Here is a 16,949-nt window from a genome sequence, read left to right on the forward strand (position 1 = left end):
TTTTCGTTGGAAATACGCGCCTCCTTCAGGCTCATACCTCGTTGGACAAGGCTCTCCTTTGACTTTTTTCTTCATCCGGTTCAGGATGGAGTAATGCACATCAAATTTTCACCCTCACTGTTTGCGGCAATTGCTGTTTCCATTTTCTTGCTCGGTTGCCAGTCCACGGGGCAACCCGCCGGCAAACCGCCCTTCGGTTCGTTGGCGCAAATCACGGCCATCTCGCCCGACACAAGCCAGGTCTTTCACCCGGGCCAACAAGTCAGGCTGAAGGTCGACGTCAGTTATGTCCTGACTTCGGCAACGGGAACGATCAAGCTGGTCGTTCTGGCTGCCGACAGTTCGGACCTTGGCCAGGATGTCAAGGTGATCACAAAGGGAAACGGAAAAGCCACGCTGGAAACCCAGTTCACCGTCCCGGCCACCACCGAAATTCGCGTGTTTGCCCCGTTGATTGTTCAGGGAGAAAGCTCGGGCTCCGCAGCGGATGGCCGATCCTACAAGGTGGTGCCCCGCTGAGGGGGGTTCCGGCATTTCCCGGCACCTGACTTCCGGGAATTCTTGTCAAGGATGTCGCTACGCTGACGTCACGGCCGCTTGGGCGGCTTCGCCACCTCCGCCTGCCTCGCCTTGGCAAACAGATCCCAGGCCGCCATGAACATCGCCGCGATCACGGGGCCGATGACAAAGCCGTTCAGCCCAAACAGCGCCATGCCGCCCAGCGTGGACACCAGCACCACGTAGTCGGGCATCTTGGTGTCCTTGCCGACCAGTATCGGGCGCAGGATGTTATCGACCAGGCCGATCACCAGCACGCCGAAGGCGATCAGCACCACGCCCTGGACGATGGCCCCCGTGGCAAGGAAATAAATTGCGACCGGCAGCCACACCATGGCGGCGCCGACAGCCGGCAACAGCGACAAGAAGGCCATCAGCGTGCCCCACAGCACCGGCGCATGCACGCCCAGCACCCACAGGATCAGGCCGCCCAGCGAGCCCTGGATCAGGGCCACCACGACGTTGCCCTTGACAGTGGCGCGAATGACCGTGGTGAACTTGGCTGCCAGCTTGCGCTTGACCTCTGCATTGAGCGGCACGGCATCCTTGATGCGCATGACCAGGGCCGAACCGTCGAGCAGCAGGAAGAACAGCAGGTAGAGCATGACAAAAAAACTGACGAAAAAGTCGAAGGTGCCCTGCCCGATGCTCAAGGCCTGTGTGGCAAAAAACTGGCTGCCCTTGGTCAGCCCTTCCGTGATCCGTTGCTGCACCAGCCCGAAGTTGTTCATGCCGAAGCGGTCAAGCAAACTGGTGATCCAGGCCGGCAGGGCATCGTAGACCTGCTGGAAGTAACGCGGTACGCTGAGTTCACCCGACTGCATGCGCTGGTAGACGCTGCCGCCTTCCTGGATCAGCAGCCCGGTCACGATGCCCACCGGCAAAATGACCGCCACCAGGATGACCAGCAGTGTGAGCAGCGCGGCGCCAACACGCCTGGCCGGCATGGCCCTGAGCACGCGCAGGTACAGCGGCTCGAACATGATGGCCAGCACCGCGCCCCAGAACACCGCCCCGTAAAACGGCCAGAGTATCCACAGGAAAGCCACCGAGACGGCCACCAGCAGAAGCAGGAAGGTCTTGTTTTCAAGCGCGGTGGATGTCGCTGCGTCGGGGAGGTTCATGGCTTGGCGGTTCCTGCTGGATGGGGGGTATCGCCCGCCGCACAGACGGCCACCGGGAAGTCCGGTTTTTTGTTTGCGCGGTGATGCTCTGCCTGATGATCGCCATTATCGAATGGTTCGCGCGCCAGCCCAGAGGTTTGCTACTTGTGGGACAGGTCGGACAGCTGCCGTCAGAGGGCAGCCCGAACGGCCTGGTCAGCGCAAAAAAAATGTGTCCCGTTGCCACAGGAATGTAAAGTCACGCAACACCGTGCAACCTTGCTGGCGCCAACTGGTCTATTGGCGTTCAATGGTACTCATGTTTACCCATACCGTCAGGAACCCCATGACTTTGACCACCGCCTCACGGGGCGCACCCCCTACCCACTTCGCCCTCGCCATCGCCACCGCAGCAGCGGCCTTGCTGGCGCCGGTGGCACACGCCCAGCCGGCGGCGGTTCAGGCCCAGTCCGCGCCGTCCACCTCCGTGGTATCGACGGTCTCGGCCGCCACCGAACCCAGATACACCGCCGGGGACATCGCGCGGGCATTCAGCTTCATGGACACCAACAAGGACGGCAAGATCAGCCGCGAAGAGGCGTCCGGCTTTCGCGGTGTGGCCAGGCACTTTGATGAAGCCGACACGAACAAGGACAGCACTCTGTCGCACCAGGAGTTCGAAAGCGCATTGAACCAGGCGAAAAGCCGCTGACGGGAAATTGAGAGGAGAACGCTCCCCGATTGATAGCGCCTCCCGCTTTCCTGTATTGGGCTGCAGCCCTTTTTGGCATCACGTTCCGCGACCTCCGGCATCCGCGCATCAGCGCTCTCGATCGGCAATTGCGATGACCTCAGCTGCCTGTGTGCCACAGGCTGTAAACCCTGGTGAGCGACTCGGCGCGCCTCGCGCGACCGGCTCCTGGCTGTAGGACAACATCGCAGGAAGACCCCATGTCAGCCAAAAGGCCAACGAAATCCAAGGTGACGCGTTATAAAGCAGTCACCCAAGCACCGGACCCAGGCCCGGCCGATTACCCAGCGACCAAGGTCACCTCATGAACATGAATCCATTGCATCCCCTTCGCGCGGTGCCCCTCGTTTTGGCGTTTGCGTTCTCGGCAGGTTCCACCTGGGCCCAGAAACCCGAATGGGCCGGCCAGGGCAAAGGCGGAAAGCAGGAGCAAAACGAACGTTCCGGCGGCAAGTCGGACAAAGCCGACCGCGGCGACAAGGGCAACGGCAACAACAAGGGAGCCCAGCAGGCCCGCCCGGTGCAACAGGATGTCCGGGTAGGCGCCTACTTCGGTGACCAGCAGCGCGTGGTGATCCGCGAGTACTACGGCAAGCAGTACAAGGCAGGTCGCTGCCCTCCCGGCTTGGCAAAGAAAAACAATGGCTGCATGCCTCCGGGCCAGGCTAAAAAGTGGGCCATGGGCCAGCCGCTGCCGCGTGACGTGGTTTTTTACCCGGTGCCCAATGCCGTGTTGATCCAGCTGGGAACTCCCCCTGCCGGCCACAAATATGTGCGCGTGGCCAGCGACATTCTGCTGATCGCCGTGGGCACCAGCATGGTGGTGGACGCCATCCAGGACCTGGGACGGCTGTAAACGCCCTGAGGCGGGCTTGCTGCTGCAGGCCCGCCGCCTGAAGGCGGCACCCTTCCTTCGATCAGCGCGTCTGGCTCAGGACCCGCTGCAGCGTCTGCAGCAGTTCAGCGTTCGAGGTTTGCGCCTTGACCAGCACGGCAGCCGCCCGGGTTCCCTGGGCGCGGTCCACCTCGCTGGCCGAGAAAACCACCACCGGCGGCGGCCGCTCCAGCGCTTCGATGTCGGCCAGCAGATCCCAACCTGATTCACCGGGCAGGGTCAGATCGAGCAGGACCAGGTCGTAGGTCCGCGCCAGCAGGCACGCGCGGGCTTCCTGCAGCGTGGCGGCAAATTCAAAGGTGGCGAAGTCCTGCACGATTGCTGCCGTGATGCGCTGGATATCCAGATCGTCTTCAACATGCAGGATGCGGGGCTTGCCCTCGGCCATGCCTGTTATCGCATGGCGCAGACTGCGGATCAGCAGGTTTTCATCAATCGGCTTTTCGAGCCAGTCGGAAACCGTCAGCGGCTGGTTGTTGAACTGGATCTGACCCTCCCCGGCCATGGCCGACACCACCACAATGGGCAGATCACGCGTGCCTTCCTGGCTACGCAGGGTGCGGATGAGTGTGACGCCATCCTGGTCGGGCAGCTTGAGGTCCAGCGTCATCGCTGCATACCGGTTGGCCGCCAGATGGGCCATCGCCTCGGAGGCGCTGTAAACCATGTCGCTGTCAAAGCCGCCCTTGTCCAGCATCATCGCGATCAGGCGGGCGATGTCTCTGTCGTCTTCGCAGATCAACACGCAGGGCCGGGTGAAGACCCCGGCTTGCGGGGGAAGGCGCGGCGCAGCTTCTTTCCACTCGGGAAGTTCAAAGAAAAAGGTGGAGCCCACGCCGACTTTGCTGTCAAAACCCACGCTGCCGCCAAGGCGTTCGACAATCGCCCTGGAAATATTCAGGCCCAGCCCGGTGCCGCCCTTCTGGCGCGTGTCGGACGAATCCGCCTGGGAGAATTTCTGGAAGATGCGCTTGCGGAATTCTTCCGGAATACCCGGCCCGTGGTCACGCACTTCCACCCGCACGCCGAGGCCTGCGCGTTTGACATGGACCTCGACCACCCCGCCCGGCGGTGAAAATTTCACCGCATTGGACAGCAGGTTGGTCACGACCTGGGCCAGGCGGTCGCTATCCACATGAACCCGCAGGTCACCCTCGGGGAAATCCAGGCGCAGGCTGACGTTTTGCGCCGCCCCAAAACCTTCGTTGGCCGCCAGCACCTGTGCCAGCAAGGGCTGGAGGTTGACCACCTGCAGGTCCAGGTGCATCTTGCCGGACTCGATTTTTTCGATGTCCAGGATGTCATTGATCAGACGGATCAGGCGCTCGCAGTTGTTCCTGGCAATGTCCACCAGGGTCTTGACGCGCGCCGGCAACTCGCCGGCCACGCCGCCGGAGATGAGCCCCAGCGAACCGCGGATGGAGGTAAGCGGCGTGCGCAGCTCGTGACTGACCGTGGAGACAAATTCGCTTTTCATGCGGTCGATGCGCTTGAGCTCGGTCACATCGGTCGCCAGCGAATAAAACCCGATGACCTCGCCTTCCTCCTTGCCGTCGCCGTAACGTGGAAAATAATTGACCACATAGTCGCGGTGGTCGCCGCGTGCGGTTTTCTGGGTGCGCTCGTAGACCACCGGGTAACCCGACAGGACCTCGTCTACCTGGGCGCGCACGACCTGGTAAAGCTCCTCGCCCATGACCTCGAGCAGGGTTTTGCCGTCGATCTGCTCATGCGACAGGCCAAACCCTTCTTCATAGGCCCGGTTGTGAAAGCGAAAGCGCTGCGCCTTGTCGACATAGGCGATCAGGGCCGGCACGGTGTCCGTGATCTCGCGCAACTGCATCTCGCTGTCCCGCAGCGCGTTACTGACGCGGCGCATCTCGGTGGTGTCGCGGCCGGTTCCGTGGTACCCGGTAAAACGACCGGACGAATCGAAGATCGGCTCCCCGCTGATGCTGATGTAACGAACATTTCCCTTGCGGTCAAGCAGGGAAATTTCCATGTCGCGAAAAACCTCGTGCCGCGCGAGCATTGCCTTGTGGCCCTCCCAGACACGGTTATCCATGTCCACATGGTTCAGCTCCCAGGGCGCCTTGCCGATGGCGTCGCGGGAAATTGCCGACAGCCGGGTCGCCTCGCCTGGAACCGGAACAAAACGGAAATTTTCATCCTGCTGCCAGAACCAGTCGGACGACAGCTCGGTCAGTGCGCGAAAGCGCTCTTCACTCTCGCGCAGGATGCGTTCGGCCTCTTTTCTCTCGGTGGTGTCCTGCACCTGGACAATGAAGTGCAGCGGCTTGCGGTCGGGGTCGCGCACCAGCGAACACGTCAGAGAGCCCCAGACAATATGTCCGGACTTGTGGATATAGCGCTTTTCCCGCTGGTAGGTTTCAATCTCGCCGTCCAGCGCCCTTTTTCGCTGCAGCAGATCCCATTCGATGTCGTCCGGATGGGTGAGGTCGTGCACGGTGCGGGCCAGCATCTCCGCTTCGGAGTAGCCGAGCATCTGGCAAAAGGCACTGTTGACCCGGATCCGGCGCGAGTTGATGGCGATCAGCGCCATGCCGATCGCTGCATGCTCGAAAGCACTGCTGAACTGCTGGTCACCGGCGGAAAAAATATCGTTGTCACTGCTGATCAGCGAACCCGCCGTATCCCGGGCCGCCGGGCCGGTGTCCCTGAACAGGTGGCGTGAGCGGGGCAGGGCCAGCGCAATGCCCACGTCTTCTCCGGAAACATCGTCACCCGGCAAGGCATTGCCCTGGTCGCTTCCGAGCGTGAAATAAAACGTGCTGCCCTCATCCAACACGGAACTTGCCCAGATCCGCCCGCCATGACGAATGATGATGCGTTTGACCGTGGCCAGGCCGATGCCGCTGCCGGCAAACTCTTCCGGCGAATGCAGGCGCTGAAAAGTGCCGAACAGCTTGTCGGCATAAGCCATGTCGAATCCCGCGCCCTTGTCCCGGACAAAATACACCGACGGTTGGTCGACAACGGTTTCCCTGCCGATCACGATTTCCGTGCGGCTCTTTTTCGCACTGAACTTCCAGGCGTTTCTGATCAGGTTCTCAAGTACCTGCCGGATCAGCGAGACGTCCGCCCTGACCAGCATGCCGGGCTCGACGGTCACCCGAACGTCGCGTCCGGGCTCGGCCTCCGACAATTGTGCGACGACCCGGGCCGCCTCGGCCCCGAGGTCCACGGTCTCCCAGTTCAAGCTGGTGCGCGACAGCTTGGCAAGCAGCAGCAGCCCGTCGGTCAGTTCACCCATGCGCCGCACACCGCCGCGTATCCGGTTCAGGTAGTGGCTCGGGCGTTCGTCGGCCTGCGGCGACACCGCCTTTTGCAGCAAGGCACAGTAGCCGTCGATGGAACTCAGCGGGGAACGCAGGTCGTGCGCCACGGAATAGGAAAAAGCCTCCAGTTCCGTGTTGGCCGCCTCCAGCTGGGCTGTCCTGCGCGAGACCCGGTTTTCCAGGTCGACGTTGAGCCGGACAATTTCCATCTCGGCGCGCTTACGCTCGGTGATGTCAGTGAAAGTGCTGACAAACCCGGACGGGGCGTCGCCGGCGCGGTCAAAGAGCGGCCTCACATTGATCAGTACCCACAGATCCCTGCCGTCGGGCTTGCGGTAACAGACCACCACGTTGGACTGCGGCAAGCCCGTGCGCTTGGCCACCGCACTGGGCCGTTCGTCCCCGGCCATCAACGAACCGTCTTCGCGCAGCGTCTGCCACGCCGGCCCCACCAGGGTCTGGCCTCGCATCTGGGCCAGAGTCAGGCCAAGAATGCGCTCGGCACTGGCATTGCAGTCGAGGATTCGCCCCTCGGCATCACGCATGATGACACCTTCAGCCAGCGCACCGACCACACTGCGAAAGCGTGCCTCGCTGGCCACCAGCGCTGCTTCGGTCTGCTTGCGCACAGTGATGTCGGTGCCCACGCCGCGGTAGCCCGTGAATTTACCGTCCATGTCAAACACGGGCTCGCCGCTGATGGAGAAAAAGATGCACTGGCCGTCCAGGTCCACGCGCTCGTATTCGAAGTCGCGGAAGGTTTCATGGTTATCCAGCTGCGCGCGATGCACCGCCCAGGCTGCCTTGTTGCGTGGGCTGTCGTCGATGTCCCAGCGTGTCCGGCCGATGTATTCGCTGATCCGGGCCTGGTCTCCCGGGCCGGCCGGAAGCCTGCCAAAGCGGGCCGCGCCGCTGGACATCCGGGTGAAGCGGAACTGGTCGTCCAGCTCCCAGTACCAGTCGGAAGAAAGCTGGGTCAGGCTGCGAAAACGTTCCTGGCTATAGCGCAGTCGGGCCTCGGCGGCCAAGCGTCCGGTGACATCCCCGCTGGTGACCAGAATATGGGTGACGGCCCCGCTGGCGTCCTTCAGCGGGACCTTGCGCATGTGAACGCGAATGGCGCCGCGGTGTTTTGTGGCGGCCTGCCGGTCGGGCAGGTCCTGCATGACGCCTGCTGCGATCAGCTCCAGGTCGGCGGCGTGCATGCGGTCTGCGTCCTCTTTCGGCCAGAGAGCGTGCACCGTGCGGCCCATCGCCTCTTCGCGGGTCACCCCGTACAGAGCCTCGGCTGCCTTGTTCCAGCCCACAATCCTGAATCCGTCCTGCACGGACTTCAGTTGCAGGGCAATCGGCAGGTTGTCAACCACCTCATCGAGGAAACCCGCGGCCTGCCGCCCGGCCTCTTCCGAGCGCTTGATCGCGCTGATGTCATGCACCGTCCCCCGGTAACCGAGGAAGCGGTTCTGGTCGTCAAAGACCGGGATGCCACTGACCGACAGGTAGCACGCCAAATCGTCGCCGAGCTTGCGCATGTATTCGAAATTGCGAAACGGCTGATGCGCATCCAGCAAAGCGCGGTGCGCCTCCCAGGACCCGCTGAGAGGCACCGCACCGGCGAGCTCCCAACGGCGCTTGCCGGTGTTGCTGTCCCGCTCAATGTCGAGATCGATGGCCGCCTGCCCGCCGGAAAAGCTGACGAAGCGATGCTCTGCATCCTGTTCCCAGTACCAGTCCGCCGATATCGTGGCCAGATCGCGCAATCCCTGCACACTGCTCCTGAGCAGTTCAGCCTGGCGCTTCTGTTCGTCAAGCTCAAGCCCCAGACGGTCCTTGTCGGCGGCCAGTTCGGCCAGGCGGGCCTGCAAGCGCGCGTTGGCGTCCAGCAGTTCCTCTTCACGGCTCATGGCTGGAGCCCCCTGTCGACCGCAGCACAGGAGGAGCCGGACAGGCCGGCTGACGAAGCAGGAAGAGATTGGTGGTGCATGGGTTACCTGATATCTCGTTGGAAATGCCGTGAAACCCAAGCATGGGGATTTGGGCAATTTAGAACCAAAGTATCCATCGCTCCCCGCCCGGTTGCTATCGGGGTAGTCCCCTGCATTTTTGTTGCTGGCAGGAATGTCGCAAACCGGCGGTCAGGGCACAAGCACTTCCCCTTGCCCGGGCAAGATCTGACAGCAAGGCTGCCACAGAGAGACAAACGCCCCTGTTTCGTTCAGTGTTTAACACGATGGAATGACACATATCCCCATATAACGGCTGAGTATGCGATTTTATGAAGCCTTTTTCATTCTTTTTTTCCGAAAGCCCGTCACAACACCAGCACCCTGGCCGAAGCGGAACTCAAGGCTGCAACGGAATCTTCATCGCACGATCAACAGGAACCGCCGCGACACTGTTTTGCGGCGAGCCTTCAATCACCCGGTCCGAGTACGTCAGGTACACCAGGGTGTTGCGGTCGGCATCGACCATGCGCACGATGCGTATCCTCTTGAAAACCAGCGATATCCTCTCGCTGAAAACCTCTTCCTGCTGCGGCAGCGGTTTGACAAACGAAACCGGCCCTACCTGGCGGCAATCAATGGATGCCTCAGATTTGTCTTCAGCCAAACCCACGGCCCCCTTGATGCCGCCGGTTTTGGCCCGAGACACGTAACAGGTGACACCCCTGACCTTGGGGTCATCATGGGCATTGACCACGATCTTGTGATCGGGTCCGATGAATTTGAACACGGTGTCCACCTCGCCGATGCTCTGGGCATGCACGGGTGACAACACGCCGAGCAAGAGCACGGACAACAACGGCGACAGGGCGGACTTTTTCATGGGGTTTCCTTCAGCGTGAACATGCCCCACTATAGCCACGCTGCCCCTCAATAGCGGCGCGGTTTTTCCGGCCGGCGCCCGGCAAGGGGCCAAGCGGCAAGGGAGTAGCATTGACCCTTCCGCCCCCCTCCCATCCATTGCCTCTGAGGAAGCCCTGATTGCGAAAACTGCTTTTCACTGCCTGCCTGCTCATGGCCGCTCCCCTGCTGCAGGCTGCCGGCGAGCCCGCGCCGGCGAACGCCCACCCCCTGACAGGCACCTGGTCCTGGTCGCTCTTCGGCGGCAGTTGCACCGAGACGTGGCAATACCGCAGCAACCGCACGGTGCTCAGCACCAGCGGACAGGAAGTAGCCGAAAAAACATACGTGGTCGCGAAGCTGCCCGACGCCAGCGGTTTCTACAAGCTCGTGGAAACCGTGGTCCGGCAAAACGACAAGAAGGATTGCTCAGGGGCGCTGCTGGACGGGCCGGGAGAACAGATCACCCGCTTCATCCAGTTCAACCCGCAGCGCAACAAGATGCTGGTCTGCGAGAAGGCCTCACTCAAGGCCTGCTTTGGGCCCGTGTCCAGGATGGAGTGATCGACACCGGCAGTGGCGAAATGCGAAGTGAAAATGCCCCGGCCCGTGAGGCCGGGACATGGTCTCAGCCCGGATCCCGCTGGACGCCCGCGCGCCGGCGCCGTGTCGCCGCTGGCCTGAGCGGCGTCACAGGCGGGCTGCGCCTGCTGGCGTAGTGGCGATAAAGCCTGGCCGCCAGCCCGGAGGTGATGGCGAAAACAAGCAGTTTACGCAGCATGAAGAACCTCCCCGACTTAAAAAACGCCGAACAACATCAGGAGGATGATGACGGTGATGGGGACACCGAGTAACCAGGCAATGATGGGCATGTGACTTTTCCTTGTTAAGTACGAAACCCAAAGATAAACACCTTCCGCAGACGCGGGTGCCGGAAGCGGACCCCAACAAAGGTAGGGCCAGACCTACATTGCAGCGTTGAACGCCACACCCGGTCGCTGGACGCGCCACAGAGCTTCGGTATATTGGGGGACTTCGCTCACCACCCTGCCCGGTCCGACTTTTCCCTTTTTGAAACCACCATGAAAAAGCTCTACAAATATTTCTTCCGCGGGCTGATCACCATCCTGCCGCTGGCCCTGACCCTGTACCTGCTCTTCATCATGCTGGCATGGATGGAGACCCTGACGCTGTGGATACTGCGGCCGCTGTTCGGCGACTTCTACATACCGGGCATGGGGCTGGTGGTCGGCATGCTCGGCATTGTGCTGATTGGTTACCTGGTATCCGACCCGCGCGTGCGCAAGGCGCTGCTGTTTGTCGAGCTGCCGTTCACCAACCTGCCTGTCGTGAAAAGCATTTACTCGTCGCTCAAGAGTTTTGCCGATTACTTTTCGCCCACAGGCAAGCAGGGCGAACAAAGTGTGGTGATCCTGCGCATGCCGGACAACGGGCTCGAAATTGTGGGACTGATCACGCGCCGCAGTTTTGCGGATCTGCCCGCGGGCTTTTTGCCGGGGGAACGTGTGGCGGTGTATTTGCCGATGGGCTACATGATTGGCGGTTACACCGTCTTTGTGCCTGTCGAATGGGTCCAACCGATTGCGATGACGGTTGAGGAAGCGATGCGCTCGTCGATGTTCGCATGGATGGCGCGGCCGCCGAGTTCTGCGGACAACGCGCCCCGGCCTTGAGCCGGCTTTTGACTGCTATCAATAAAATAGCTATTGGCGCCCGTCCTTCAAGGGCTGGCAGCCAATATGATCTAAAAAAACTTAGTGACTGCGCGAAGGGCCCGGGCCGCGGCCGGCAATGTGCCGGAACGTGATGCGGCCCTTGCTCAGGTCGTAAGGCGACAGTTCCAGCGACACCTGGTCGCCCGCCAGAATGCGGATGTGGTTCTTGCGCATCTTGCCGGAGGTGTAAGCCACCAGCTTGTGGCCGTTGTCCAGCGTCACGCGAAAGCGCGAGTCCGGCAGCACTTCGTTGACCAGTCCGTGCATTTCAATCAGTTCTTCTTTGGCCATGATGAAAACTCCTTGCGAATTTGAAAATAATCTGTGGTGCAGGCGATGGGGCTGAGCCTGTCAGGCGCAAACCGGCGACGTGCGCTCGTGAATCCAGCCGAGGGCGTGTTCCGTCGCGTAATGCACGGCAGCCGCCGCGCTGTCAAAAAGCCCGCTGAACCGCAGCACGCGGTCATGCGTGGCACTGCCGCGCCCGGAGCGGATGGAGACCGACGCCGCGTAAAGGCCTTCGCCCTGCGGTTTGGCGAGCGGGGAGACAAGGTACTTGCCCACCGCGATATTGGTGTGATCGATGTTCATAAAGTCTGTGCCGGGTATTTTTCCCGGCTTGATAAATAAGGAAATAACGGCTTGCAAGCAAGCCCGCGCGTGTTCGGGTCCTGACCGCCAGGCTTTACAAAAAAGGACTGGCTGGTTGAGCCTTGCGTGGGCACCGTTGGGGGAGGTGCTCGCCGGAAATGGAACAGTGTTTGAGAGGGTTCAGCGCTGTAGGGGCACTGAAAACACTGTGAATTCGGGCTCTTGGAAGCGCCGCATTTGAGAAGGAAGCCGCGTGGTAAAGGGGCTTCGATGTAAAAAGCTGATGCTTTACCGAATCCGCTATTGTAACCGTTACCACGCCAGCCTGCACAAAGCCGGTTCCAGGGCCAGAGGAAGCAATGTGCAGCGAGCATGCGCGGGGCTGGGCTCTTCAGGCCAGCCGGGGCCGCGGATCTGGCTCTGCCAGTCCGCAGGCGCAGCGGCCCCCGCGGGGCTGGAGCCTGCGGCTCCAAAGCTGCTTGAGCAGCTTTGGACAGGCGACAGAGGCGAAGCGTCTCGCGAGCCGCGGCCTGCAAGGCCTCGGGAGCTACGCGCAGCGAGCGACCGTGGGGGCCCCCGACCTCGGGGCGCTACTGTTCAAACTGCGGGTGCAGCAGCCGGATGCGGCTCATGGCCATGCCGGCCGCAGCCGTGCGGGTTTCCACCCCGAGTTTGGCAAACACCCGCTCCAGGTGTTTTTTCACCGTCATGGGGCTGGTGCCCAGAATGTCGCCGATATCCCGGTTGATCTTGCCCTTGACCACCCAGTACAGCACCTCGGCCTCGCGCGCGGTGAGCTTGAAGCTCAGGCTCATGGCCTGGATCACCGTGTCGTCGGACTCCTCGCGCATGATGATCAGCCAGTCGTCGTCGCCAGTCTGCTGATGCAGGCGAAAGGTCAGACGGCGCGCGACCGAGGCGGCACTCTCGCACACTAGCCGCGGCGGCTCGATCTGCCGTTCGGCATCGGCCAGGTTGCGCCGCAGCCAGGTCAGCACCGCTTCCGGCGTCTGCGGCGCGCAGGTAGAGTAATACTGCTGCAACAGCTCGCGCGCCAGCGGCGTCTGCCACATCAGCTTGCCGTCACTGGCGCGCACCGTGATGGTGGCGTAGCCGAAGGCATCCAGGGCGTTGCGCGCCTGGCGCTTTTCGCGCGCGCTCTGCAGGTGCACACCGATGCGCGCCAGCACTTCCTTGGGCTTGATCGGTTTGGTCACATAGTCGACGCCACCCGATTCCAGCGCGGCGACCAGGTACTCGGTCTCGGTCAGCCCGGTCATGAAGATGATGGGGATGTGCGCCGTGCGGGCATCGGCCTTCAGGCGCTTGGCCACCTCGAAGCCATCCATGCCCGGCATCATCGCGTCGAGCAGCACGATGTCGGGCAGCGCCTGGGCGGCGCGCTGCAACGCCGCCTCGCCGTGGGTGGCCACCAGCACGGTGTAGCCCGATTCATCGAGCGCATCGTGCAGCACCGACAGGTTGTCGGGCACGTCGTCGACGATCAGCACCACGTCGCTGTTGGCGCGGTCCAGGGTCTGCGCGAGCACACGGCCGTTCATGTCGGCACCTGGCTGAGCTGCTGGCTCATGGTCTCGAACTGGAACTGACGCGCCAGGCCGCGCATCTCGGCGGCAAAACCCGTGCTTTGCGGCTGTGATTTTTCGATCTCGTCCAGGGTGTTCATGATGCCGCGAAAATAACCGAGGTTGACCACCTCGCGCAAGGCGTCGAGTTGCGCCACGGGCGGGTAGATGCGCGGCAGCGCAGCCTGTCCCGGTGCGGCCGGCGCCTGCGGCGGCGCTTCCAGCCAGACAAGCGCCAGGCGCCGCTCCAGCCAGTCCAGCAGCTCACTGTGGCGCACCGGCTTGAGAATGAAGTCTTCCAGGCGGATGCCCACATCATTGTCCAGCCCCTTGTCGAAGGCGTTGGCCGACACAATCGCCAGGTGAATATCGGCATGGCCCGCCGCACGCACGCGGCGCAGGGTCTCCCAGCCGTCGATGCCGGGCATGGCCAGGTCCATCAGGATCGCCTCGGGCCGGTAACCTGCGGCCAGCAGGTCCAGGCAGTCGTGGCCGCTGGCGGCCGTGCGTATCTCGAAGCCCAGCGGCTGCAGCACATTGGCCAGCAGCTCGCGGTCGGCCTCCTCGTTGTCCACCACCAGCACGCGCCGGCGCGGCCCCGCATAGCCGTAACGCGCCTTGTGCGCGCGCGACGACGGCACCGGCAGCGCGGCGCCGGGTGCCAGCCGCACCTCGGGCAAAAACAGCTTGACGCGAAATACCGAGCCGACGTCCGGCTTGCTGGCCACCGTGAGTTCGCCGCCCATCAGGTCGGTCAGCATCTTGGCAATCGTCAGGCCCAGGCCCGCGCCGGGTGCGGCGGGGCCGGGTGTGGACGCGCGCGTGAAGGGTTCGAAAATGCGCTCGATCTCCTGCGCCGACAAACCGGGGCCGGTGTCCTCGATTTCGATGCTGGCCATCTCGCGCGCGTATTTCAGCCGCAGGCTGATGCGCCCTCTGGCCGTGAACTTGACGGCGTTGCCCAGCAGGTTGATCAGGATTTGCCGCACGCGTTTTTCATCGGCGCGCACCACCACCGGCAGCGTGCCTTCGGACTCGAAGTGAAAGCTCAGGCCCTTGGCCTGGGCTTCGAGTTCGAACATGCCGGTCATCTCCTGCACAAAATCCACAAAGTGCATGGGTTTGACATTGAGCGTGAGTTTGCCGCTTTCGATGCGCGCAATGTCCAGCGTTCCCTCGATCAGCGAGAGCAGGTGTTCGCCGCCGCGCTTGATGACGCCAACCGCCTGTTGGCGGTGCAGCGGAATCGACGTGTCTTCCCCCATGAGCTGGGCGTAACCCAAAATGCTGTTGAGCGGCGTGCGCAGCTCGTGGCTGATGGCGCTGATGTATCGGCTCTTGGCCTGGTTGGCGAGGTCCGCCACGCGTTTGGCCTGCTGCAGCGCCTCGTCGGTCTGGCGGTGCGACTCGATTTCTTTCATCAGCAAATGCGTCTGGCGATTCGACTCCTCCTGCGCCACCTGCCGGCTTTTGTGTGCCAGCACCAGCCACCAGGCCACCAGCCCGGCGATCACCAGCAGCGCCATATAGGCCTTCAGGAAGCCGGAGCGCAGCGCCGACTCGGAGGCGGCCTGCAGGTCCAGCAAGGCGCGCATTTCCTGGTGGTAGAGCAGGCCGAACACGCTGGCCAGCAGCGGCACGATGACCAACATGAGCAGCAGGAAGTGGCCCAGGCCGGTGTCCAGGTAAGGCCAGATGCGGCGCGGCAGCAGCCAGCGCAGGGTGGCCGACCATTGCGCCGACAGGCTGGCCTGCGGCTTGCACAAATCGCCGCAGCGCGCGTCCAGCGTGCAGCACAGCGAGCAGATGTGACCCTGGTAGGCCGGGCAATGCGCCATGTCCGGGCCTTCGTAGTCGCGCTCGCAGATCACGCAGCGCTTGAGTGCATAGGGTTTGTAGTGGCCCTGGGCATCGGCCTCGGGCGCTTCCCCCTGGCGGGCGATGTAATAACGCCCTTTCGTGGCCCAGGCAATCAGCGGCGAGGTGATGAAAGCCGTGCCCAGTGCAATGACCGCGGAGAAAGCCTGGGCCAACGGGCCGAACAGTCCCAGGTGGGCGCTCACCGACAGCAGCGAAGCCAGCGCCATCGCCCCCACACCGACCGGGTTGATGTCGTACAGGTGGGCGCGCTTGAACTCGATGCCCTTGGGCGACAGGCCCAGCGGTTTGTTGATGACGAGGTCGGCCACCACCGCCATCATCCAGGCAATCGCGATGTTGGAATACAGGCCCAGCACATCACCGAGGGCCTGGAACACATTCATCTCCATCAGCATGAAGGCGATCAACGTGTTGAACACCACCCAGACCACACGCCCCGGGTGGCTGTGCGTCAGGCGCGAGAAGAAGTTGGACCAGGCCAGTGATCCCGCATAGGCGTTGGTGACATTGATCTTGAGCTGCGAGATCACCACGAACAGCGCTGTGGCGGCCACGGCCCAGCCGTAGTGCGGAAACACGTATTCATAGGCCGCCAGGTACATCTGGTTGGGGTCCACCGCGCGCTCCAGCGGCACCATGTGCTGGATCGCCAGGTAAGCGAGAAAAGCGCCCCCCAGCATCTTGACCACGCCGAGCAACACCCAGCCGGGGCCGCCGGCCAGCACGCCGGCCCACCAGCGGCGGCGGTTGGCCGCCGTGCGCACCGGCATGAAACGCAGGTAGTCGGCCTGCTCACCCATTTGGGTGATCAGCGCAATACCCACCGTCAAGGCGGCACCAAACAAGTGCAGATCAAAGCCCGAATTCGCGCCCTTTTCACCTTTGTAGTGCGTTATTCCGGCAAACGCTCCCGGATCACGCACCAAAACATACACAAACGGCACGACCAGCATGATCAGCCAGAGCGGCTGTGTCCAGACCTGCAGCCGGCTGATGGCCGACACCCCGTGGGTGACCAGGGGAATCACCACCAGCGCGCAAATCAGGTAACCCCAGCTTGGCGGAATGCCCAGTGCCAGTTCCAGCGCATAGGCCATGACCGCCGCCTCGAGCGCAAAAAAGATGAAGGTGAAAGAGGCGTAAATCAACGAGGTCAGGGTCGAGCCGATATAGCCGAAGCCGGCGCCGCGCGTCAGCAGGTCCATGTCCACACCGTAACGCGCGGCATAAATGCTGATCGGCAGGCCGGCCATGAAAATGATCAGCCCGGTGGCGACGATGGCCCAGAAGGCGTTGGTGAAGCCGTACTGCACCAGCAGGGTGGCGCCCACCGCCTCCAGGATCAGAAACGAGGCCGCGCCGAAGGCGGTGTTGGCGACGCGCCACTCGGACCATTTGCGAAAACTCTGCGGCGTGAAACGCAGTGCGTAGTCTTCCATGGTTTCACTGGCGACCCAGCTGTTGTAGTCGCGCCTGACCTTGATGATGCGCTGCACCGGCGCCTCGGGCCCCGCCTGCGCAGGCACGGCAGGCGCCCACGGCGGAACCGCCGGGGTCGGCAGGGGCGGCGTGGCGGTGGCGTCCATGGGGTGTCAATACGTCATAAGGCGGAGCCTCTTCAAGTGCAGGTTCCATGCCACAGAGGGAAAACCAGTGCTGCGCGCCGTTCTCCTGTGGCACCATTCTTGCACCCCGGCAGAGCGCTC

General features: G+C 62.6%; 12 protein-coding genes. 5 read left to right on the forward strand and 7 right to left on the reverse strand.

What is annotated here, in order from left to right:
* Positions 1-519 (forward strand): hypothetical protein (locus PSV40_RS05465; protein WP_300535218.1); only part of this gene is annotated, 519 nt, incomplete at its 5' end.
* A gap of 68 nt (positions 520-587) precedes the next feature.
* On the opposite strand, the gene PSV40_RS05470 is transcribed toward PSV40_RS05465, so the two are convergent.
* Complete coding sequence (locus PSV40_RS05470) at positions 588-1,682, reverse strand: AI-2E family transporter (RefSeq protein WP_300535221.1); 1,095 nt, start codon at positions 1,680-1,682, stop codon at positions 588-590.
* Positions 1,683-2,007: 325 nt separating this feature from the next.
* On the opposite strand from PSV40_RS05470, the gene PSV40_RS05475 reads away from it, so the two are divergent.
* Positions 2,008-2,373 carry an EF-hand domain-containing protein gene (locus PSV40_RS05475; RefSeq protein ID WP_300535224.1) on the forward strand — a complete coding sequence of 122 codons (366 nt, stop codon included), beginning with the start codon at positions 2,008-2,010 and terminating at the stop codon, positions 2,371-2,373.
* A 349-nt stretch (positions 2,374-2,722) separates the two neighbouring features.
* Entirely contained in the window at positions 2,723-3,268 is a 546-nt protein-coding gene (locus PSV40_RS05480) for a hypothetical protein (RefSeq protein ID WP_300535227.1), read from the forward strand.
* Positions 3,269-3,329: 61 nt separating this feature from the next.
* Here PSV40_RS05480 and PSV40_RS05485 read toward each other — a convergent pair whose 3' ends face one another.
* Together PSV40_RS05485 and PSV40_RS05490 are read right to left on the reverse strand one after the other, a co-directional pair.
* Positions 3,330-8,510, reverse strand: a complete 5,181-nt coding sequence (locus tag PSV40_RS05485) for a PAS domain S-box protein (RefSeq protein WP_300535230.1) — start codon at positions 8,508-8,510, stop codon at positions 3,330-3,332.
* 439 nt (positions 8,511-8,949) lie between these two features.
* Complete coding sequence (locus PSV40_RS05490; RefSeq protein ID WP_300535233.1) at positions 8,950-9,432, reverse strand: CreA family protein; 483 nt, start codon at positions 9,430-9,432, stop codon at positions 8,950-8,952.
* A gap of 158 nt (positions 9,433-9,590) precedes the next feature.
* Here PSV40_RS05490 and PSV40_RS05495 point away from each other — a divergent pair, with 158 nt between their 5' ends.
* On the forward strand, positions 9,591-10,013 hold the full coding sequence (locus PSV40_RS05495) for a hypothetical protein (protein ID WP_300535236.1): 423 nt from the start codon (positions 9,591-9,593) through the stop codon (positions 10,011-10,013).
* A gap of 518 nt (positions 10,014-10,531) precedes the next feature.
* Positions 10,532-11,143: a DUF502 domain-containing protein gene (locus tag PSV40_RS05500; protein ID WP_300535239.1), complete on the forward strand. Its 612-nt coding sequence runs from the start codon at positions 10,532-10,534 to the stop codon at positions 11,141-11,143.
* Between the two features lie 81 nt (positions 11,144-11,224).
* Here the strand turns inward: PSV40_RS05500 and infA are convergent, their stop codons facing one another.
* The 4 genes from infA to PSV40_RS05520 form a co-directional block, all read right to left on the reverse strand.
* A complete protein-coding gene (infA, locus tag PSV40_RS05505; protein ID WP_096662987.1) occupies positions 11,225-11,476 on the reverse strand; it encodes a translation initiation factor IF-1 in 252 nt (83 codons plus the stop codon).
* 60 nt (positions 11,477-11,536) lie between these two features.
* Entirely contained in the window at positions 11,537-11,776 is a 240-nt protein-coding gene (locus PSV40_RS05510) for a hypothetical protein (RefSeq protein ID WP_096695462.1), read from the reverse strand.
* 590 nt (positions 11,777-12,366) lie between these two features.
* Complete coding sequence (locus PSV40_RS05515) at positions 12,367-13,338, reverse strand: response regulator transcription factor (protein WP_300535243.1); 972 nt, start codon at positions 13,336-13,338, stop codon at positions 12,367-12,369.
* A complete protein-coding gene (locus PSV40_RS05520) occupies positions 13,335-16,829 on the reverse strand; it encodes an ATP-binding protein (protein ID WP_300535246.1) in 3,495 nt (1,164 codons plus the stop codon). The genes PSV40_RS05515 and PSV40_RS05520 overlap by 4 nt, the downstream gene beginning before the upstream one ends.
* Positions 16,830-16,949 lie beyond the last annotated feature (120 nt).

Origin of the sequence: Polaromonas sp., from assembly GCF_029945925.1 — a bacterium.
Classification (GTDB): Bacteria; Pseudomonadota; Gammaproteobacteria; order Burkholderiales; family Burkholderiaceae_C; genus Polaromonas.